The following is a 22167-nucleotide window of genomic DNA, read 5'->3' on the forward strand; positions in this document are numbered from 1 at the left end:
AAGGTTTATAAACTTACAAGTAAAATTGTTATATACAAGGTATTTTTGGAAATTGAAGTAGTATAATTTATAAAATTTCTTTGTTGAGTAAAAAATAATACCTCAAAACATTAAACATTAAGAATGACAACTTATTTCAAATATTATTTAAGCTTCTTATTGGTTATATTGTTGTCTCCTTTTAGTGTATTTTGCCAAACTACTATTTTTCTAGATGATGATTCGACAGAATTGCGAGATATAGGTAAACAAACGCAGTATCTGGAGGATATTTCGCTTAGACTATCTCTTGAAGAAATTATAAATAATAACCTTGAAACCAAGTTTAAAGCATATACTCAAGAAACCATAAATTTCTCTAGTACAGCTTCCGCTTACTGGCTAAAATTTAGAATTACTAAGGCCATACCGGGCGATTTTTATCTGAATGTAGGTTCGGCGTTCATAGATTCTATATCACTTTATGAATTTGATGAGACAAATCAATTAATTTCTACCAGACATACTGGTGATGACTTACCTTTTAACACCAGAGAAATTGAAGTAGGTAATTATCTATTTGCTCTTGATTTTGATGTAAATAGTACACGAACTTTTTACCTTAGGGTAAAGAGTGATCAACCTTTGTTTTTCCCGCTTCGAGTTGGAACACTACCCAACTTTTTAGATTATGAGCATGATTTGGACTTTCTGCAGGGGATCTATTTTGGGTTTATGCTGTTGATTTTTCTATATAATCTCTTTTTATATTTTTCGACCAGAGAGAGGATATACCTCTATTACATTGCTTATGTATTTAGTATTACTTGGTTTATGGCTTCAGTATTTGGTTATTTCTTTGAATATTTTTGGCCTAATACCCCTTTCATTAATCAAATTGTGGTTGTTAGTTCTGGCTTGACTATGATTACTGCTACTTTATTTACCCAAAAATTTTTAAACACTAAAGAATCTGGTTCTACTATGCACAAGGGATCCATGGTATTTCTTGTTATTGGTATTTTGGTATGTGCTCTTGTGTTACTAGGTTTTAAAATTGAAGGCCTGAAATTATCACAGGGAGGGTTGTTAATCATGGCATCATACTTTCTTATCTTAGGTATTCGATTTAAGTTAAAAGGATATCGTCCTGCTAAATATTACTTATTAGCTTGGGGAGCACTTATCATTGGTATTTGTTTTGCTATCCTAGAGTCTTTAAACCTGACTTTTGTTATGACATACTTAAATGCAATGCAGATTGGCTCTGCCTTAGAAGTTTTACTGCTTTCATTTGCATTAGGTGATCGGATTAATATGTACAAAAAGCAAAAAGAAGATGCACAATTAGAAGCGCTATTAGCAGCCAAAGAAAATGAAAGATTAATTCAAGAACAAAATGTAGTACTTGAAAAAAAGGTCAAGGAACGAACTGCAGAGGTAGCCATGCGAAACGAAGAACTAGTAAACCTTAACAAGGAAAAGGATATGCTGGTAAATGTAGTTGCTCATGACCTTAGAACCCCTTTGAGCCATATACGATTATTAATACAACTAATTGATGTTACCTCTTTACACTTGACCGATGATCAAAAATCGTATTTAACCGAAATTGACAACTCGGCAGATCGTCTTTCACAGATGATAGGTCGTATCTTAAACATACACGCTTTAGAGACAAATAGGGTCAAACTAAAGAATCAGATTATTGATTTGGAAGAATTGGTTAACTATGTGGTAAGATGTTTTCGTCTTACCGCTGAGGATAAAGAGATTGAAATGATCACTACATCACAACCAGGGAATCACTTTGTAGAAGTGGATAAAAATTATATGATCCAGGTGTTAGAAAATTTGGTGTCTAATGCCATTAAGTTTTCTGAACGAGGGAGTAAAGTGGCTTTGCATGTAAAATCGTATGATGAAAGAACATATGTTGTGGTAGAAGATCAAGGGCCCGGTATTAGCGAAGAGGATCAAAAGAAACTATTCGGTAGATTTCAGAGACTTAGCGCACAACCCACAGAAGGCGAGGCATCTATTGGGTTAGGATTATCCATCGTGAAAAAATATATCGAGTCGATGGATGGCGAAATTCACTGTGAAAGCGAATTAGGTATAGGAACCAAATTTATTATCTCTTTTGAATCTAAAGATCACTTAGAAAAAGCTGAAAATTAATATTCTTTAAAAGCTTTCTAATGAAATCAGTAATTTTTGCGTCTTTTTTAATTTTTTACGTCTATAAATAAATCAAAGATTTATTTTTACTACTATGAGTAATGAGATTATACACGTTTGGAATGATATGAATGATCGATTAATCAATTTTGTTAATGGAAAAGTTAATGATTCAGAAATAACTAAAGATATCGTTCAAGATGTATTTCTAAAAGTGTTTACAAAATTTGATACCTTAAAGAACAAAGAAAAACTTGTGTCTTGGATATATCAAATCACACGTAATGAAATTATTTCACATTTCAGGAAAATTAAATATAACAGAACTTCAAAAGATTTTGAAACGTCAGAGACATCAAATGAAACACTTACTTCAGAACTTATTGATTGTTTGAGTCCGTTTATAAATTCACTTCCAGAAAAATATAAACAGGCTATTGTTTTAGCAGATATTGAAAATGTATCGCAAAAGGATATAGCAGAACGATTAAATATTTCTTATTCTGGAGCAAAATCCCGAGTACAGAGAGGGCGAGAAATGTTAAAAGAAACATACGAAGAATGTTGTACAATATCTACAGATGTTTATGGCAGTGTTATAGATTATAGGGCTAAAAGTTGTAATAAAACTTGTGAATAAAATTTCTTGCGTCTTTTTTTTGATGTGACGTCTATAGAGTGAAAATAAATTAAAACACTTTAAAAATAGATTTATTATGTCACAAGAAATTAAAGAGCATGTAAAAGAAGCATATACAAGAGTAGCTAATTCTGGAGCAGGTTGTGGTTGCGGACCAACAGCTTGCGGTTCGCCGGCTCAAGACTGGACCTTAAGTGAAAGTTACTCAAATGTAAATGGTTATGAAGCAGAAGCAGATTATGCATTGGGTTGTGGAATCCCTACAGAACATGCTAAAATCAAAAAAGGAGATACAGTTCTTGATTTAGGCTCTGGAGCAGGGAATGATGTGTTCGTAGCTAGCCGTATTGTTGGAGATACTGGTCATGTAATTGGTGTGGATATGACCGAAGCCATGATTGAAAAAGCGAATGAAAACAAACAGAAATTAGATTATGACAATGTAGATTTTGTACTAGGTGAAATAGAAAATCTCCCTCTAAGAGACAATTCTATTGATGTTTCTGTTAGTAACTGTGTATTAAACTTGGTTCCAGATAAAGAGAAAGCTTATCAAGAGGTATATCGTGTTTTAAAACCAGGAGGTCACTTTAGTATGTCGGATATTGTCTTACGAGGTAATTTGCCAAAGGGCATTATGGAAGCTGCCGAAATGTATGCGGGTTGTATTTCTGGAGCATTACAACAAGAAGAATATATTAAAGCTATAAAAAATGCTGGTTTTAAAAACATTACCATTACAAAAGAAAGAGAAATTGAAATGCCAGATGATGTGTTGCTACAATATGTATGCTGCCCTGAAGAACTAGAGAAGTTTAAGGCAAGTGATAACGCCGTTATTAGTCTAGGAGTTTATGCTGAAAAGTAATTTTGATAGAATGAATTAACAAAAAAATGCCTTATAAATATATGAGGCATTTTTTTTTGCATCTTTTTTAGATTTATGCGTCTATAGAATGAAAGAATCAAAAAATATAATTTTAATTATGAATATATTAAAGCAGAATTTATACATAATTTTAGTATTTGGTATCCCTTTAGGTTTATATAGTCAGAATACCATTTTCTCTAAAATTCATGACATAGAACCTATAAGTAATCATTATAAAGATTTAAAACAATTAAATACAGAAAAGCGTACAGCACATGCATCAATGGATAAAATTGTTTATCCAACAGATAATTATTTAGATTTTATATTGGTTTATGCTTCAAATAAACCTTATTATTTAAGTTCTAGTCAAGTAGAATTTATTACAAATTCAGTAAAGTTTCCAGCCAATAGTTCAGAACAGACAAGAGCTGAACTAGATTTTTTACTCGATTTACAAAATAAGAGAACTGAAAAACAAATAAAACGTGTTATACAATTGGCCAAAATAGGATATTGGCCTCATAAAAATTATACGAAAACAGATGATAGATATGAGGGTAATTTAAAGGACTTGTTTTTTATAATAAGAGAAGTTATTAAAGAAAAACATGATGTAAAGAGTTTTCCAAAGACCGCAAAATTGCTGAAAGGTGTTATGCAAGATACCCGATTATTGGAATTTGTAGTAAAATTTAATTTATTACGAGCTAGACCATATCATTTAGATTCTAATATAAAACCCTTACATGAAATTCCTACACCTTCTTTTGCTAGCGGCCATACGTTATGGGCATATATACAAGCATATACATTAAGTGAATTAGTACCAGAAAAAAGAGATGAATTTATAGCTTTGGCTTATGAAATTGGTTTATCCAGAGAAATTATGGGAGTTCATTTTCCTAGTGATGAAGAAGTAGCAAGGCAAATAGCACATAGAATGTTAATGTTAATGTGGCATACAGATAAGTTTCAAAAAGATTTTGAAGCTGCAAAAAGTGAATGGAAATAGTCCACAAAAAATAAATATAATATAATGAGTTCCTTCGATAAAATACATACAGTAGAAAACAACTTTGCAAAGAGTAATCCTAATTATTTAAAAACCATGTTCGGCTCAACAGATATTATGCCGTTATGGATAGCCGATATGGATTTTGAAATAGCAAAACCAATACAAGACGCTTTACAACAATTGGTAACAAGAAATATATACGCTTATGAATTTAATACTGAAGATGTATTTAAAGCCATTTCAGATTGGAATTTTAAACGTCATCAATTAAAATTAAATCCTAAATCATTTGTGCAAGTTTCCGGAGTACTTACAGGGATAGGCGTATTAATTAGAGAACTATCAGAAAAAGGTGATAATATTATGGTGCAAACACCTGTTTATCATCAATTTTACAAGGTTATTGAATCTGCAAATAGGAAAGTGGTTAGCAATAAATTAAAAGTTGTAGATAGTCATTATAAAATGGATTTTGAGGATATGGAACGTAAGCTTAAAACTTTGAATATAAAAGCAATCTTACTTTGCAATCCACATAACCCTGTTGGTCGTGTATGGAATGAAGAAGAATTACAAAAGTTAGTAGATCTTGCTAATCAATATAATGTAACAATTATTAGTGATGAAATACATTCGGATATTGTGTATTCTAAATCACAATTTAATAGTATAGCTTCATTGGATAATAGTGAGAATCATATTGCTGTTATTGGTTCACCTGCCAAAACATTTGGTATGCAAAGTATTTCTAATGGTTATTTATATATAGCAAATGAAAATATATTCAAGCAAGTAAAACACACCATTGGTTCTTTATATTTGGATCATGGGAGTATACACTCTGCTAATGCAACCATAGCAGCTTATACCAAAGGAGAAGAATGGTTAAATGATTTGGTAGTCTATCTAGAAAAAACAATGAATTGGATCATTGATTTTATAGAAAAAGAGTTACCCCAAGTTAAACTATATAAGCCAGAAGGTACGTATCAAATCTGGCTAGATTTTAGCATGTTGAATTTATCGGATAATGCGTTAAAGCATTTAGTGGTTCATCAAGCTAAATTAGCCTTGACTCCTGGAGATTGGTTTGAAAAAAATCATATACAGTTTATGCGTATGAATATAGCTTCGCCATTGTCGAAAATTCAACAGGCATTCTATCAATTAAAAGAAGCTATTGATACTGGTATAGACCCTTCTTTTGATAAAAACACTAATGCTAACGACTGTTGTTCTTGTTAATTTATTTAAATAATGTTGTGCACTAGTCACTACTTGACCTTAATATTAGTATTTATTTGATACTTTGAAAATAACTTTTAATGTGGATTGTTCTTTAAATGATCTTTTAGGATATCTCTGCCAAAGTCATTCGTTTTACTTCTGAAAATAGAATGAATATGATTTCTACTATTATCAAACTCTATAATAAATGTTGGGCCATGAATCAAATAGTATTGACTATCACTTCTTTGCGTATCTCCAATCCATGCAAAATAAATATTATCAAAACCAGCACTATCTATTTTTTCCATCTCTTCATGAGCCAAACTATGTTCGAGATTATGAATGTATTCTTCAATAATAGTTCGTAAAAGTGTTTTTTGCGCCTTGTCTAATTCGGCTGCCTTAATTCCCCAGAATGCTGTGAGACGTTGCTCAGAATCAGGATTTGTAAGAATATCACGAGGCACTTTCTTGTCTTTCAATACGGCTTTCTTTTTTTGAGTTTCATCTAAACTATTTATAAACAAAAACCCTAAATCTTCTTCTTCACCTAATACTCGCCAACCAGCATATTCTGTTTCTCTTATTTCAGCTGGATCTGCACCTAAAAATAGAGGTGTAGAAGATATCTTCATATCGGCAAACGTAAAGTTTAATGATAAATGATGTCCTTCAAGTTTAAAACCCCAATTGGTATCTTTTTCAGGTTTATTCCAAAATGCAAAATAATATTGCTTGTGACTCCATTTAAGATGTGGAACATTAAAATGTTTTTCTAAAATATTATCTAAATGCATTATTCCAGTTGTTTTTAGATACCCTTTTGAGCTAAGGAGTTCGGATAACAGTTTATGAACTGCTACTCGTTGCGAATTGGTCATATCTCCTATACTAATCCCTTTTCGTTGTACAATACCCAATGGAAGATTAGTCCATTTGGTCCTTTCATTATCTTCAAAGGAGAGCAGGACTTTTGATTTGTCATCGAAAGTTCGAAAAGTATTTTGTGCCCTTAAAAGAACTCTTGTTTTAGCATTGATTACGGTTTCAATGACTTTCTCATCCTCTGTTATACCTTTTGTCACGACAGTACTATTTTCTTGCGCATTATTGCAAGAAGGTAACATTACACATAATGTTATAAAGACAATTATTTTTTTCATCATACTAGTATTATCTAATTAAAAATAAGAATATAAAAGGGAAAATTAAACCCAATGTTGCCAGCCACCAACCACGCTTTTTAAAACTGTTTTTCCCTTTAGCTATAAACATTCCGGTAATGGCAATCGTGAGCATGGCCACACCAAAAATATCAGAAAACCATATCCACCATTTATTAGTGGTTTTATGTAGAATAGTCATTTGTCCTAATAAAGGAATGGTTTGAACATATTCGATTTCACCTTTACCTGTTTTTGAATCCAGGGAAGCAAAAGCATCTTCAAAATATAGTCTTATAGTATTTCCACTTTTTCTATTACTTCTATATTCTTCTTCTGAGATCTCTTTAGCTACTTCTTTTAAGAATTCATCTGTAATTTGAGTATCATCAGAAGGTATTTCGATTTGAAAAGTTTCAGTTTTTACGGTATATTCCTGAGGATCAAAATTGGTTCTGTGATTCAAGGCTATACCCGAAACTGAAAAAGCAATAATTAATCCTACATAGAAGTAGCTTATATCTCTATGTAGGTTTCTATTTAATAATGTTCTTGCTTTTTTATTCATTTTTAACTTTTTGCCATTTCTAAGTTAATTATAACTTCAACTTCTTCACCTATTGAAGCACTTCCTGGTTTTCCTACATTGAAATCGGTACGATTGATGGTTGTTGTAAGCTTTAGCCCGGCTTTTTCACCACGGTCATTTTTGAGTATTCCGTTTAGTTTACCTGTGAAAGAAACTTTTTTAGTAACACCTTTGATTGTAATGTTTCCTTTTAATAGAAAGGTATTTTCTCCTGTCTTTTTAAATGAAGAGCTTTTAAATGTGATATTGGGATGCTTTTCGACTCCAAAAAAATCATCAGCTCTTAGATGATTATCTCTTCGTGAGTTTTTCGTATTAATACTTGCTGTTTGAATAGTAACATCGAATTTTGGACTACTAAAATTATCTCCTGTTATTGCTTCAATATCGAATTGATCAAAAGACCCTGTGGTTTCTGATATTACTAAGTGTGAAACGGCAAAGTTGATTGATGAATGACCTAAATCGAGTTTCCAGGTGGATTGTGCGTTAAGAGTAAGTGTCACTAAAACTAAAAATGTTGTCAAAAATGTTGTTCTCATTATATTTAATTTATTTGTTATGTATTAAAATCTTCTAGAGCCCGAGTATTGCATGGCCTCACCTTTACCAAAGCCATAGCTTAAGCCAAAAGTGATAAAGCGACCTCTTTGATTACGGTTATAAGTAGAAAAATTAGGTTGATCTGTAGTAAATTCAAATACCCTTGTTTCAAAAACATCTCTAACACTTAAATTGGCAACAATTTTACCTTTGAAGATCTTTTTGCGTAACCCCAAATTGGCAAATAAGTTATCCTCTTGTTGCCCTTGTATGGTTTTAAAACTTGACCTGTAGTTACCAGAGATTTCAAAATCAAAACCTGCAGGCAATTTTATTTTGGTAGTAACTCTAGAATTCCAACGAGTACCATCAAAATCTAAAGAATTTCCTTCAAAACTTCCTTTTCGGTTAAAAGTATTCCAGTTAAAATCGGCCGTGATTGTTCCCCATTTAAAAGGACTGTATTTGGTATTGAATTCTATTCCTTTTGTATTGTTTGTTCCTGCATTAATAGGCAAACGTGTGCTAATACCATCTTCAAATGTAGTTACATCCTCTATGACATCTTTGGTATAATGATGATATAAACCCAGATTAAAAGAAGTTTTTCCAATTTTGAAAATACTGATCAATTCATAAGAATCTGTAAATTCTGGTTGTAAATCCGGATTTCCTGTTGAAATGTTGAAGTTATTTCTGATATTAAAGAATGGGTTTAAATCCCATAGTCTAGGCCTGTAAACACGTTTTGAGTACCCGGTTTGAAGCGATACATTATCAGAAATTTTATAAGATATATGAGCACTTGGAAAAAGGTTTGTATAATTTTGAGTGTTTTCTTCGTTGGTATTCTGTAAAATCGTTTTTAAGTCAGTGCTTTCTAGTCGTAAACCGCCTTTAAGGCCCCATTTATCCCCTTCAAACCCTAAGGTTCCATAAACACCCAATACATTCTGATTGTAATCGAATAAGTTTGTAAGATTAGGGTCTATCACCAAACTTCCACTTTCAATGGTTCCTACCTGATAATCGTTGGATACATCATTCAATATATATTGAGATCCCAACTCTATTGTATATTTTTCTGCAAAAGGACGTGTATAATCTAACTTAAAAGTATAGCGTGCTTCTTTAAAATCGGTTGCTGTTTGTTGATCAAAATTTTCACGTGAGCCAAAAGAGGTCCTATCCTTAAAATTTGACGATTGGTCTTTACCAAAAAACGACCCCAAAGCACTGAATGTCAGATCGTGATCTTCATGGTTTTTAAAATCTTTTTTGTATTGAAACTCGTATTGCCATTTAGGATTGGTCGCCTCTGTTTCTTCAGTTCTTGTCCAGCTTTGTGTCAATACTTCCGATTCGTTAAATGAAAACAGGTTTGTTGATGCTTCGTCTTCGACCTCGTAAGCAAAACTTCCAGAAAGTGTAAAAACATTACTATCGTTTAAATGATAGTCCGTTCCTAACAGGATATTGTAAAAAGTCTCATTTTTATCGCCATCACCTACAGATCGCAGTTGAGTATTATTTAGAAGATCATTATTCTCTGAAATTCTTTCTGTTGGGAAGGTTCTATGGCCAATACCAAATTGCGTAAATAGATTGAACTTTTCAGTACGTTTATTAAGGCTTACACCAATACTGTTACTGTTAGGAATACCTACATTTAGAGAAATAGATCCATTTAACCCTCGTTTTTCTTCTTTTTTAAGAACAATATTAATAATACCCGATGTTCCCTCGGCATCATATTTTGCAGATGGATTAGTAATGACTTCTACACGGTCTATCATTTCTGCAGTAATGGTTCCCAAAGCATTGCTTCCTTGATCGGTAAGCACAGATGGTTTTCCATTAATAAGCATTTGTACTCCCTGACTTCCTCTTAAACTTATTTGTCCTTCGATATTTACATTTACAGATGGTACATTATTCAATACCTCTAGTGCACTGGCTCCGGCAGTACTTAAATCTTTTCCGACATTGAAAACACGTTTATCTAACTTGAAAACGGTTTGCGACACTTCTGCAGAAACAACGACTTCGTCTAATTGCTCTTTATCTTCTTCCAATAGTATTGTTCCTAAATCTATATTACCTTTTTTTTGCTGATAAGTACTTAGTATTTTCTTTTGAAAACCAATAAAGCTTACTTCTATAATAAAGTTGTTTTCTATAGTAGAAAATTCAAATGATCCGTCTCTAGAGGTTGTGGTACCTGTTATAGGTTTTTGAGTTGTTTTATCTGCAATTAAAACCGTGGCAAACTCAATGGGTTGTTGTGATGTTGCTTCAACAATTTTTCCAGAGATAGTTTTGGACTGTGCATTTACAATACAAGTAGTAAATAGTATTAAAAAAAAGTTAGTTATTAGAAATATTCGCTTCATATTTAGAATCTTAATTAATCGAAATCAAAATTCACAAAGCGAAATAGATTCGTAAAATAAAACACGTGAACTACAACACTTTTACCTTAAACAGCTTAACAGTAGTTTACCTCTAACTTTTTGTCGTTTACCCTATAATACATGAAGCTTACAGTAAATAGTAAGAGCATATTTAATAATTCCTATATTTTTGTTTTATGAGGCATTTTTTAAAAGGCTGGAAAAATAAAGAATGGATATATCAAATCGTATTTTTTGTTATACTATTTATAGTATATTCTTTTGATAAGCACAATCCAGAAATAGAGTTATATCAAGTAGTGTTTTTTATTCATTATGTACTTATTTCTCTTTTTATAAGTTATGTTTTAGTTCCGTCTTTCTTTTACAAGAAAAAGTACCTCAAACTTGCAATTTCTTTGTTTTTAGTTTTTATGCTCGTCTATTTTATAGAAGAATTTGTTCTCGAAAAGATATTTTTTCCGAAAAGACGAGGGCGGCACATTTCAAGTGTTTTCTATACACTTATAGAAATTATGCCATTAATTATCATAATGATAAGCTTCAAACTAGGATGGGATGCCAACAAAAAGCAAAAAGAAGTTGAGCAATTACAAATATCGGTACAAGAAAGTGAATTGCGGTTTTTGAAATCGCAGATCAACCCTCATTTCTTATTTAATAACTTGAATAATCTATATTCATACGCTATTGAAAATTCACCCAAAACTCCTTCCATTATATTAGAATTATCTTCAGTTTTACGCTATATGTTATATGATTGTAAAGAGAATCTGGTTTCACTTGAAAAAGAAATCAAACATCTAGATAATTTTGTTAGGCTTAATGAACTACAAATTGAAGAAAGAGGAAATGTAAATTTTAGTATTACTGGAGTCACCAATGATTATCAAATTGCTCCATTAATATTAGTGGTTTTTATAGAAAATGCCTTTAAACATAGTAATGCAAGCCAAAGCGACAATATTACTATTGATATAAAAATTAATATTGAAGAAAATAATAAGTTAACTTTTATTTGCGAAAATAGCTTTTCTCCAAACGCAAACAATCAAAATTTATCTAAGGGCATTGGTTTGAAGAATGTGAAAAAACGTCTCAATCTTTTGTATCCAGAAAAGCATAATCTTATAATAGAAGAAGAAAATAACAGATATAAAGTGCTTCTTTCTTTATATTTAAATACATATAAGGAGTATGTCTAAAACTTGTATTATTATTGAAGATCAACCACCTGCTCAACGTATTCTACAAAAATACATTGCAGATATAGAAACGTTAGAATTAAAAGGTACTTTTTCTGATGCTTTAACTGCTTTGTCTTTTTTACAAAAGAATACTATTGATCTTATCTTTTTGGATATCCATTTACCCAAAATTTCTGGTATCGATTTTCTGAAAACTATTCATAATCCGCCTAAAACTATCTTAACAACGGCCTTCTCAGAATTTGCATTAGAAAGCTATGAATACAATATCGTTGATTATCTTTTAAAACCCTTTTCATTTCAGCGTTTTATACAAGCAGTCACAAAGGCATTTTATGAAACTAAAACAAATACTGAGTCAGATAGAGTAGTATCAAAACAAGAAGAAGATTTCTTTTTTATAAAATCAGGATATGATCTGTTTAAGGTTTCAGAAAAAGAAATAATGTTTATTATGGCAGATTCTGATTATACTCAAGTAAAAACTAAAAACAAAAGTTACCTGAGTTCAGAAACCTTAAAGCAATGGAAAGAAAAACTCGATGACTCATTATTTTGCCAAGTACACAAATCGTACATTATAAATGTAAGGGCTATATCAAAATTATCAGGAAACCAAATTTATATTGGAGAAGAAAGAATTCCTATAGGTAGGGTTTATAAAGAAGATTTTGAAAGAAAGATTGGGCTTTGATAAAAACATAAGATAAAACAAAATATTTGTATTGCAATGTACTTATGCGGTGCGTATTCCGGGACTGTCGAGGGGATCACTTTGCTTAGGTGAAAAGCTTTTTATTACTCAGATTTTATTTATTTTTTCTTCTCTAATGTTTCTCTTCTATGTTAATGGAACGCTCTTTTTGCGAAGAGACGGTAGGAGCATAGTAAAGTGTGTAAGATGGAATATTAGTTAAAAAGCCCCAAAACATATGTTTTGAAGCTTTTAAAATACAATGTAAATTTAGCTACCGACTTAAAAGAAAGTCAAGTAAGTTTTTATTAAACTTATTTTTATTTTCTGAATTGGTAAAAAACACATAGCCAATTTTCTTTTCTTTATTAAACATATATAGAGCTGTATTGCTTAAATTATCACCTCCATGAGAATAATTAGTACCGTAAACAGATTTTTCTATTACAATCCCTAACCCGTATTTGCGCTCTTTTGATTTTTTAGTAGCTAATGAAATTGATTGTATTTTTAAGAACTCTTGATAGCTCTTATCTGACAATATTTTATTGTTTAGAATTGCGATTAAAAAGTTTGCAAATTCTTTAGATTCAGTTTGTAAACTAGCGGATGCCTTGAAACCTGGGTTTTTTGAATTGCTACTATATCCAATATTTGTTTTACCTCTAAAATGACCATCAACTCTGTGTTTTTCTATATATGCATTCCAAACAAAACTACTATTATTCATCTTTAGAGGTTCAAAAATTTCTTTTTTTATCAAAGTCTGTAGCTCATCCTTTTTTAAACCTTTTAGATGTGCTATTACATTAGCCAAATACTCATAACCCTCTCCTGAATATTGAAATTTAGTTCCTGGTTGAAATTGTATTGTAAGCTTATTATTTGGGTTATAATTTCCTTTTTTATCAATAAATCGCCAATTTGGAAATCCACTAGTATGCGATAATACCATTCTAGCTGTAATTAATTTATATCGCTCATCATATGCTATATCAGGGTATTCCATATAATTGTATAAAGGCTTATCTAAGTCTAGAAGCCCTTCATCTATCATTTTCATTACAAAAAAACTAAATACTGTTTTAGACATAGAAGCAGCATCAAAAATTGTTGAGAAATCCACTTTTTCTTGAGTATCAATATTTTTAACTCCTAATGCATCATGATATGTTATTTTATCGTCATTAATAAATGCTATCGAAAGCCCTGGCATATTAAGAGAGTCCATTTGGTGTTTTATAAAAGTATCAATTCTAGATTTAGAAATGTTATTTTCGTTAAATGATCGAATAGAGTCATGATTTTGAATAGCATTGTTTTTTGAATGATTAATTTTCCAATTTTCAAATTGTTTATACAATAAAGAAACAGCTGGTTTTCCTCCTTTTTCAATTCCGTATACAGATAGTTTTAAAATTGCATCATCTTTTGGATTATATACAGAAATAAAAGCAGATCTAGCATATTGCAATCCACATCGCTTATCACCTCCAGCAATTTCGCCAGCTTTTAGCGCTAACATTAAACGATTAGCGAACGATTCTTTTCGAGAGTTATTAAAGGCTTTAAATGCATTTTCAATAACTTCCTCATCTACTAAAATGTTTCCCAAGATAGCAAAATCATTTCCTATTTTAGATCCTTTCCAATCTTTTATAAGTTGACCTGAATAAATGAGTGGAGCATTTTTATCATTTAAAAGAATAACTCCATATTGTTGCCTCTCGGGGCTAAATTCTTTATTACGCATTTCTGCAAGAATAGTTGTAGCAGAAGTATCTGAAGTCATTAGTTCTACGCCTTTCATACGTGCAAAATAATTACTGCCAGCTTGTACTACGATAGCCCCTTTTCCTGGTACTATGGATGCAATACCCTGGACATCAAATGTACAAGATGCGCCCACAACACCTATTTCTCCGGTTGTTCTATCTATGGCGATAATAGACCAAGTAGCATAAGATGGTTTAGAAACTAATAATGTTAAAAAAAAAAGTGCCAAAATCCGTAGCTTTACTTTTTGTTGTTGTATCATTTTTTTGATTTTAATTGATGAATAAAAAACTGTATAATATTTAAAAAATTAAAGACTGATCCAGTTTTTGAACTTAGAAGATTGTCTACTGGATACTTCAAAAGTCTTATCTTTTTTAATTACTATTTGAAGTTTATTTTTAAAATAGGGATAAATATGTTCGATGTAATCAATATTAATTATTTGACTTCTATTGATTCTAAAAAATTGTTGAGATGGGAGAATTTCTTCTAATTGATTTAAAGATTTTTTTATTAAAACGACATTAGTGTCATAATTTATACGAGCATAATTTTCCATTGATTCAATCAACCATATATCTGCTACTTTAATTAAGTGACACTTTTCATTATCTTTAACAAACACTTTTTGATGAATTGATATAACACGTTCATTTTTATCCTTCTCAGCCATTGCTTTTCTCACTTTCTCAATGGCCTTTACGAACCGCTCATGCCTTAACGGTTTTACTAGATAATCAAGAGCATTCAATTCGAACGCTTTTACTGCATATTGATCATATGCCGTGGTGAAAACTACTTCTGGTACCATTGTGAGCTCTTCTAGTAATTGTAGCCCAGATTTTTCTGGCATATTAATATCCAAAAACATTACATCTATTTGCATAGTGTTGATCAGTACTTTTGCTTCATTCACGTTACTAGCCTCACCAATTATTTCAAATTCTGGATATGGCTTTAAAGCTCTTTTTACTTCTTCTCGAGCCAAACGTTCATCATCAATAATTATAGTTTTATATTTTTTGTTCATTTTATTATTGAGGTATTTTTATATTGGCAGTAATTAAATTCTTAGCTTTTTCCTTAATTGAAAAATGAGCTTTTCCATCAAATTGAATGTTCAATCTTTCTTTTAAATTTTCAAGCCCAATTCCTTTGGATTTTTCCATCATGATTTTTCCAGGATTCTCAACTTTAATTACGATAAAATCATTTTCCTTCATAATTGAAACATTAACAAACCCACCTTTGATATATTTGTCGATACCGTGTTTAATTGCATTTTCTACCAATAATTGGATACTGAATTTTGGTATATTAAAGGGTTCTAAGGAAGCGTCTAGATTAATGACATATTCTAATCTATCCTCTAATCTAATTTTTTCAAGTTCAAAATAGTCCTCTACCAAGAGTAATTCTTTCTTTATAGAAACAAGTTCATTATCTTTTTGATGAAGTGATGAGCGTAATAAATCGGATAATAGATCAATTGACCTTCTTGCTGCCAAAGGGTTCTCTATAATTAATGACTTAATAGAATTCAGAGAATTAAAAAGGAAATGTGGATTGAGCTGTGCTTGCAAATTATCAATCTGAGCTTGTTTGGCGAGAGTCAATAATTGCGCATTTAGTTTAGAAGTATTTACCTCTCTTTTGTGATAGCTATATAGATGATAGGACAATAACCAAATAGACATTAAACGTAAACCTGTAATAAAAATTGGATCCCAATCAAACAATGTTTGATATAGTCCAAAGTTTTGGTTTGCTATACGCACCCAGAAAAAATACCATTTTAGGTTTCCTAAAATCATAAACCCAAATGCCAGAAGAATTACAGATGGAATAACCTTTAATACTAACTTACCAAGACTTAATGATACCCAATCAAATTTTAAGGCGATCGTTCTGTAAATATGAGTTAATAATATTCCGATAGCTATATCCAGCAGGTAGTTACTAATTGCAAAAAAAATAGAATAATCATCTCTACTTACAGTAATATAAAGCCAATATAAGGACACTAATCCCCAACCTAACATTTGACATTTCCAATAAATCGATATTTTATTTTTTAAAGACATGAATACAAATTAATATAATATTTATCTACTCTAAAACTGTTTTTCCACAAGCGTTAAAAATCGTTGATAAACGTATAAATTATAGAAGTATTTACAACAATCCAATCTCACCAAACAACAATATCCTGTGTTAGTTGTTAGAAAGTTTTTTCTATAAAAACTAATACTATGGATCTAGAGCTATAGAAAAGTGATATTTTCAATATTTAAAGTTAGAGAAAAACTTTAGCAGTTAAAAACTTTCAAATTCTATTGTACATAGTATTATATACTTGGTATCCATCTTTATTCATATAATAGGAGCGAAGAGGGAATGTGTATAGAATTAGAATCAATCAACATCTAAAAATAGCCTAAAACGTCTTTAACTTCATCTTTGTATTTTCGTCCAACAGGAATGGAGATTCCTTTTAATATTAATTTGCTTGGTGAAAAGGAATCAATAAAATTAAGACCTACAATAAAAGAACGATGGACTCTTAAGAACTTTTTGTTAGTTAACATTTCTTCAATTGATGAAATACTTTTATAAGCAACAATTTCTCTATTAGTAGTTTTTACTTTGACATAGTTTTTAAGACTTTCAATGAAAATAATGTCCTTCAAAAAAATTTTCTGCAATGATTTTTCAACTTTTAAATAAATAAATTCCTCTTCTTTTATAGAATTTAATTGTTGGTTTTCGAGTTCAATGGTTTTTTGATTTGTTGCATGCCAACTCTTAAAAAAAACATACCCTAAAGGAATAATGATCGCAATATTTACATCTAATAGAGTGTTCATTATTTCGGTAACAACAAAGAAGTTAGAAGTTTCAAAATTTTGCAAATAGTTTGGTTGAACAACATGAAAAAACAATACTCTTTGAATAAAGACAGTAACAAAAATCAATAAAAGAGTATAGAGAAAGACGAACATTGCATATTTCTTTTTAAGAAAAAAATTAGGGAACAAGAAATATAACGCTACATAAACTAAAATAAGTCTAGCAGGAAGACTTAATATTTGAATCATAAAATTCCTGAAATAATCATTATCATAAGTTCCCCAAACCAAAGTGAAAAAACACACAAATACTAACCAATAGCCAAGGTGTTTTGTAATTCGATTAGAATTCTGATATGTACTAGAAAATGAAAACTTCATTTTGCTAAAATCTAAAAATTAATCTAAATGACCATTAATTATATACAAACAACTAGCAATTTTATACAAAAAACGAGTAAGCAACTGTAATCTGTTTCTCATTAGAATTGATTTATGCCTTTACTAAAACTATTAAATACAGGTAGTTTGATGTATTGAAGTGGTTGTTTATATAATGGGATTGTATAGTGTTATTTTCAACAGTAATATTGAGAAATCTAATTTTGAACTTTACTAAAATGAAAACTATATTAAGAACTTTTATCATTTGTTTATTCCTTTTTGTTTCAATTCAATTAAACGCTCAAAATGTAACGTTAAATAGAGTAGAGCCGCCAAATTGGTGGATTGGAATGGAAAATGCCGAATTACAACTTCTGGTCTATGGAGAAAATATTAGTATAACAAAACCAATAATTAAATATGAAGGTGTTACTATTAACAGTATAACAAAACTAGAAAGCGCTAATTATTTATTTATAAACCTTACTATAGATAAGACTACAAAAGAAGGTGTTTTTAATATTGTTTTTAATTCTGATGGTGGAGAGAAATTAGTTTATGATTATGAATTAAAACAAAAAAATAATAGAAATAATCTAAGTCAAACAATTGATGCTTCTGATGTGATGTACTTAATAACACCAGATCGTTTTGCTAATGGAAATCCAGAAAATGATTCTACAGAAGATACACTAGAAAAAGTAAATCGCTCAAACCAGGATGGAAGACACGGTGGGGATTTACAAGGAATTATAAATTATTTAGATTACATACAAGAATTGGGAGTAACCACTTTATGGTTAAATCCATTTTTAGAAAATGACCAACCAAAATATTCGTATCACGGTTACGGGATTTCAGATTTTTATAAAACCGATAGTCGTTTTGGTACCAATACTGATTTTACAAATTTAGTTGATTTGTGTCATCAAAAAGGGATGAAAATGATAATGGATCAGGTTTTTAATCATTGCGGTTCTGGTCATTGGTGGATGAATGATTTACCGTCTAAAGATTGGTTGAATCAATGGGAAACTTTTACAAGAAGTAACTTTACCAATATTGCAGCTTCTGATCCACATGCTTCAAAAAGTGATTATGATCTATTTACAAAAGGTTGGTTTGATACTAATTTGCCTGATTTAAACTTAGAAAACTCGTTTTTGGCCACATATATGATTCAAAACTCTATTTGGTGGATTGAATATGCAAATTTGGATGGTATTAGAATGGATACCTATCCTTATCCAGATAAAAAAGTGATGGCCACTTGGATAGAAACGATTAAAACCGAATACCCAAACTTTTATATAGTTGCAGAAACCTGGGAAGCAAAAGCATCTTCATTATCCTATTGGAATAATGGAGGAATTAATAATGACGGATATACATCCCCGGTAAATAGTGTTTGTGACTATCCTTTGTATTATGCCATGTTAAAAGCATTTGGAGAAGAAGAAAATATATATAAACTTTATGAAACATTGGCAGAGGATTTTGTATATGGAGATCCTTATAACAATAAAATATTTAATGGAAATCATGATGTAGGCCGATTATTTACCTTATTAAATGAAGATATTGATAAACTAAAACTAAGCATGGCTTTCGTTTTGACTACTAGAGGAATTCCGCAATTGTATTATGGAGACGAGTTATTGTTTAGCGGCGACAAACCAGATGGTCAATTACGAAAAGACTTTCCTGGCGGATGGACATCGGATAAAAAAAATGCCTTTAGGAAAGAAGGGAGAACAAAGCTAGAAAATGATAGTCATCAATATATAAGCACTATTCTAAATTGGCGTAAAACTGCCGAAGAAATTCATCATGGAAGATTGAAACATTTTCAACCTTTAGAAAATATCTATGTTTATTTTAGATATACCGCTACAAAAAGCACGATGGTTATTATTAATAATAGCCAAAAGGATATTTCAAATTATAGTTTAGAGCGTTATAAAGAATCTTTAATTGGATATTCATCGGGAATGGATATTATAACAAAAAAACAAGTTCCTTCGTTAAAATTGATAGACTTAAAAGCAAATTCGGCATCGATAATTAAGCTTAGCAAATAATGGAAAATATATTTATTATAGGAGGCGCATCCTACAATTCGGTAATTACATTAGATGAATTTCCTGAAGCTGTTCCACAAACAATTCACAACTGCCATTTTAATGAAACTATAGGGAATACCGGTGCAGGAAAAGCATTAGCGTTATCAAAACTGGATTTTAATACTACATTTCATTCGTTAATAGGTACTGATTCTTTTGGGAAAAAAGTAATTTCCTTTTTACAAGAACCCAATCTTAATTTTATATATGATTTTGATCCTAAGGGAACAGAAAGACATTTAAATATCATGAATAGTAGGGGAGAGCGCATTTCTATTTTCATGAACCCTAGTTCTGAAACTCCAGAAATTGATTATCTAAAATTTGAAAAGGACCTAAAGAAAGCAGACTACACTGTTGTAAATATTACGAACTATTGTAGATACTTACTACCAATTTGTAAACAATTAAATAAAGAAGTCTGGACTGATTTACATGATTATGATGGTAAAAATCAATACCATCAAGACTTTATTGACGCTGCTGATTATATCTTTTTGAGTTCAGATAATTTACCTGATTACAAGTCTTTTATGAAAGAACAGATTGTTAATGGTAAGAAATTGGTGGTGTGTACTCACGGAAAAGGTGGTGCAACTGCATATACCAAAAATCAAGAATGGATAGAAGTTTCAATTATTAAGAGTTATAGTATAGACAATACGAATGGCGCCGGTGATTCTTTCTTTGCAGGTTTTCTGTATGGATTTTCGAAAGGTTATAAAACGAAAAAATGTATGCAATATGGAACAATTACTGCGGGTTTATGTATAGAATCAAGAATGATTACTAGTAATAAATTAGGTAAAACGTTAATTGAAAGAGAGTATTTAAAATATTATGACAAATAGTATAAGTTTATAAAACTACACTAGGGTGTAGTACTACAGTCATTTATCGATGCTAGTTTTGTATGCAGTAAAACACTAAAAAACAAAATCTCATGGTGAAATTATTATGGACTCTAATTATATATATACTTTTTTGTTTATTAATTGCATTTGGATAAACTACAGGAGATAAATTCACAAAACAATTAAGTTTTCTAATAGAATTCTTGATCTATTCTTTTTTAAATGTGTAGCGTTGCTCTTTTGTTGAAGATGCATTTAATAGTTGGTTAAATGTTCTTATGGTATTAAAATTTTGGGTAATTTCTTCGGATATAGCAATTCCAGAAATACCTGTTTCTAATATGTCTGTAACATCTTCTGTGGTTATACAACCAATACCAATAATTGGTGTTTTGGTTTTTAAGGCGTCTATAATTGCAGTATATCCATTTAAACCTAAAATCGGATTTAAATTATCTTTGGTTGTTGTAGCTCTAAAAGGCCCTAAACCAATGTAATCTACTTCTTTGCCAATTAATGTTTCGCAATCTTGTAAGGTATTTGCCGTTCCGCCAATAATTTGCCAAGTGTATAAATGCTTTCTAGCAGTAGGATAGGAATCTATTTTTCCTAAATATAGACCATCTGCTTTAACCTCTTTTGCAATTTTATAATGATCTTTAATAATTAATCTGGTTTGAAAATGAGATGTAATTTCTCTAGTTTCTTTGGCTAACTTTAAAAACTTTTTTTCTGAAATATTTTTTAAACATAATTGCACTAATTCTATACCAGATGTACACGCTTTTTGGATGTTTTCCAGATGCTCTTTTGAAGAGTTCCCTTGGGATATATAATGTAGTTTTGGTATAATCATATTAAGGCATAGGTTTAAGTAGTGACCGTTTTAGAGTGTTCCATAAAATAAGACTCAAAGCGTTTTAGTTTTGGATGCATTTTTTCTGAGTATATCACATACTGACATTTTTTAATACTTTGAGTAATCGACATTAGAGCCGTGTATGCAAAATTCTGGATTAAAAACTCAGCATCATCTATGCTAAATATCTTTAATTGAGAGGTGCTTACTCCATTTAATAAAAACAACTTGTTCATTGACTTGGGCGTAGAAATAAGAATATCTATACCCATAAAAATTTCAGATTTTTGCACATCAACATGAAGCTGTTCATAGCCCACATAAACTCGCAACGAATTATGTTTAGTATAGGCCAAAAAGGCATCATATAATTCCAAGGCTCTTTCCTTATTTTCTACAAGAACTACTGCTCTTGGAGCGTTTCCAGCTGCCTCACATTTTAACTTTTGCAAAGTAGTAAGTATAAGCGTAGTCGTTTTTCCGCTATCTTTTGAAGCTGTGCAATAGACATTAGCACCACTTTTTATTACAGGAATGCTACTACTCTGAAAAGGAGTTGGTGTTACTATGTCTAGATACTCTAGCTTCTCTTGTATGTTGGAATGTAATTTTTTAAAAGGCATAGGAATTAAAGAGATAACTGTTTGATATAAAATTTTATAATAATTATGGCAAATATACTACCTAGAAACGAAATAAATGGACGTAATTACTATTTCTATTTTAGTGCTATATACGTTACTTTACTTTGTGAAAACAATAATTGGTTTATTTAAATCTCTTCTCCAA

Annotated in this window: 19 protein-coding genes; 9 read left to right on the forward strand and 10 right to left on the reverse strand. The window is 30.7% G+C overall.

Annotated features, from left to right (window positions below; all coding sequences use genetic code 11):
• The first annotated feature begins 123 nt into the window (after positions 1-123).
• The 5 genes from DG435_RS01310 (at position 124) to DG435_RS01330 (ending at position 5934) form a co-directional block, all read left to right on the forward strand.
• Complete coding sequence (locus DG435_RS01310; protein ID WP_106794171.1) at positions 124-2160, forward strand: sensor histidine kinase; 2037 nt, start codon at positions 124-126, stop codon at positions 2158-2160.
• 94 nt (positions 2161-2254) lie between these two features.
• On the forward strand, positions 2255-2800 hold the full coding sequence (gene sigZ, locus DG435_RS01315; RefSeq protein WP_106794170.1) for an RNA polymerase sigma factor SigZ: 546 nt from the start codon (positions 2255-2257) through the stop codon (positions 2798-2800).
• 76 nt (positions 2801-2876) lie between these two features.
• A complete protein-coding gene (arsM, locus tag DG435_RS01320) occupies positions 2877-3668 on the forward strand; it encodes an arsenite methyltransferase (protein WP_106794169.1) in 792 nt (263 codons plus the stop codon).
• Between the two features lie 88 nt (positions 3669-3756).
• Complete coding sequence (locus DG435_RS01325) at positions 3757-4686, forward strand: phosphatase PAP2 family protein (RefSeq protein WP_106794168.1); 930 nt, start codon at positions 3757-3759, stop codon at positions 4684-4686.
• 24 nt (positions 4687-4710) lie between these two features.
• Positions 4711-5934 (forward strand): MalY/PatB family protein, encoded by a 1224-nt coding sequence (locus tag DG435_RS01330; protein ID WP_106794167.1) that lies wholly within the window; start codon positions 4711-4713, stop codon positions 5932-5934.
• Positions 5935-6011: 77 nt separating this feature from the next.
• Here the strand turns inward: DG435_RS01330 and DG435_RS01335 are convergent, their stop codons facing one another.
• Genes DG435_RS01335 through DG435_RS01350 form a run of 4 tightly spaced genes read right to left on the reverse strand, consistent with a single transcriptional unit; the run spans position 6012 to position 10607 of the window.
• Complete coding sequence (locus tag DG435_RS01335; protein ID WP_159025709.1) at positions 6012-7082, reverse strand: DUF3500 domain-containing protein; 1071 nt, start codon at positions 7080-7082, stop codon at positions 6012-6014.
• 10 nt (positions 7083-7092) lie between these two features.
• Positions 7093-7650: a PepSY-associated TM helix domain-containing protein gene (locus DG435_RS01340; protein WP_106794165.1), complete on the reverse strand. Its 558-nt coding sequence runs from the start codon at positions 7648-7650 to the stop codon at positions 7093-7095.
• A 2-nt stretch (positions 7651-7652) separates the two neighbouring features.
• Entirely contained in the window at positions 7653-8213 is a 561-nt protein-coding gene (locus DG435_RS01345) for a YceI family protein (RefSeq protein ID WP_106794164.1), read from the reverse strand.
• Between the two features lie 24 nt (positions 8214-8237).
• Positions 8238-10607: an outer membrane beta-barrel family protein gene (locus DG435_RS01350; protein WP_106794163.1), complete on the reverse strand. Its 2370-nt coding sequence runs from the start codon at positions 10605-10607 to the stop codon at positions 8238-8240.
• Between the two features lie 197 nt (positions 10608-10804).
• On the opposite strand from DG435_RS01350, the gene DG435_RS01355 reads away from it, so the two are divergent.
• Complete coding sequence (locus DG435_RS01355; protein ID WP_108840542.1) at positions 10805-11833, forward strand: sensor histidine kinase; 1029 nt, start codon at positions 10805-10807, stop codon at positions 11831-11833.
• Positions 11826-12530: a LytTR family DNA-binding domain-containing protein gene (locus DG435_RS01360; RefSeq protein WP_106795215.1), complete on the forward strand. Its 705-nt coding sequence runs from the start codon at positions 11826-11828 to the stop codon at positions 12528-12530. Before DG435_RS01355 ends, DG435_RS01360 begins: the two co-directional genes overlap by 8 nt.
• A 274-nt stretch (positions 12531-12804) precedes the next feature.
• On the opposite strand, the gene DG435_RS01365 is transcribed toward DG435_RS01360, so the two are convergent.
• The 4 genes from DG435_RS01365 to DG435_RS01380 form a co-directional block, all read right to left on the reverse strand.
• Entirely contained in the window at positions 12805-14568 is a 1764-nt protein-coding gene (locus tag DG435_RS01365; RefSeq protein WP_108840543.1) for a serine hydrolase, read from the reverse strand.
• Positions 14569-14616: 48 nt separating this feature from the next.
• Complete coding sequence (locus DG435_RS01370) at positions 14617-15339, reverse strand: LytTR family DNA-binding domain-containing protein (RefSeq protein ID WP_108840544.1); 723 nt, start codon at positions 15337-15339, stop codon at positions 14617-14619.
• Positions 15340-15343: 4 nt separating this feature from the next.
• Positions 15344-16393: a sensor histidine kinase gene (locus DG435_RS01375; RefSeq protein WP_106795025.1), complete on the reverse strand. Its 1050-nt coding sequence runs from the start codon at positions 16391-16393 to the stop codon at positions 15344-15346.
• A gap of 342 nt (positions 16394-16735) precedes the next feature.
• Complete coding sequence (locus DG435_RS01380) at positions 16736-17407, reverse strand: LytTR family DNA-binding domain-containing protein (RefSeq protein WP_159025797.1); 672 nt, start codon at positions 17405-17407, stop codon at positions 16736-16738.
• 371 nt (positions 17408-17778) lie between these two features.
• On the opposite strand from DG435_RS01380, the gene DG435_RS01385 reads away from it, so the two are divergent.
• Both DG435_RS01385 and DG435_RS01390 read left to right on the forward strand, forming a co-directional pair.
• On the forward strand, positions 17779-19623 hold the full coding sequence (locus DG435_RS01385) for a glycoside hydrolase family 13 protein (RefSeq protein ID WP_106795027.1): 1845 nt from the start codon (positions 17779-17781) through the stop codon (positions 19621-19623).
• Positions 19623-20516 (forward strand): carbohydrate kinase family protein, encoded by an 894-nt coding sequence (locus tag DG435_RS01390; RefSeq protein ID WP_106795028.1) that lies wholly within the window; start codon positions 19623-19625, stop codon positions 20514-20516. Before DG435_RS01385 ends, DG435_RS01390 begins: the two co-directional genes overlap by 1 nt.
• A 211-nt stretch (positions 20517-20727) precedes the next feature.
• On the opposite strand, the gene DG435_RS01395 is transcribed toward DG435_RS01390, so the two are convergent.
• Positions 20728-21375: a thiamine phosphate synthase gene (locus tag DG435_RS01395; protein WP_106795029.1), complete on the reverse strand. Its 648-nt coding sequence runs from the start codon at positions 21373-21375 to the stop codon at positions 20728-20730.
• A 14-nt stretch (positions 21376-21389) separates the two neighbouring features.
• On the reverse strand, positions 21390-22001 hold the full coding sequence (locus DG435_RS01400; protein WP_106795030.1) for a DEAD/DEAH box helicase: 612 nt from the start codon (positions 21999-22001) through the stop codon (positions 21390-21392).
• Between the last annotated feature and the right edge of the window lie 166 nt (positions 22002-22167).

Source organism: Aquimarina sp. Aq78, assembly GCF_900299525.1.
Lineage (GTDB): Bacteria > Bacteroidota > Bacteroidia > Flavobacteriales > Flavobacteriaceae > Aquimarina.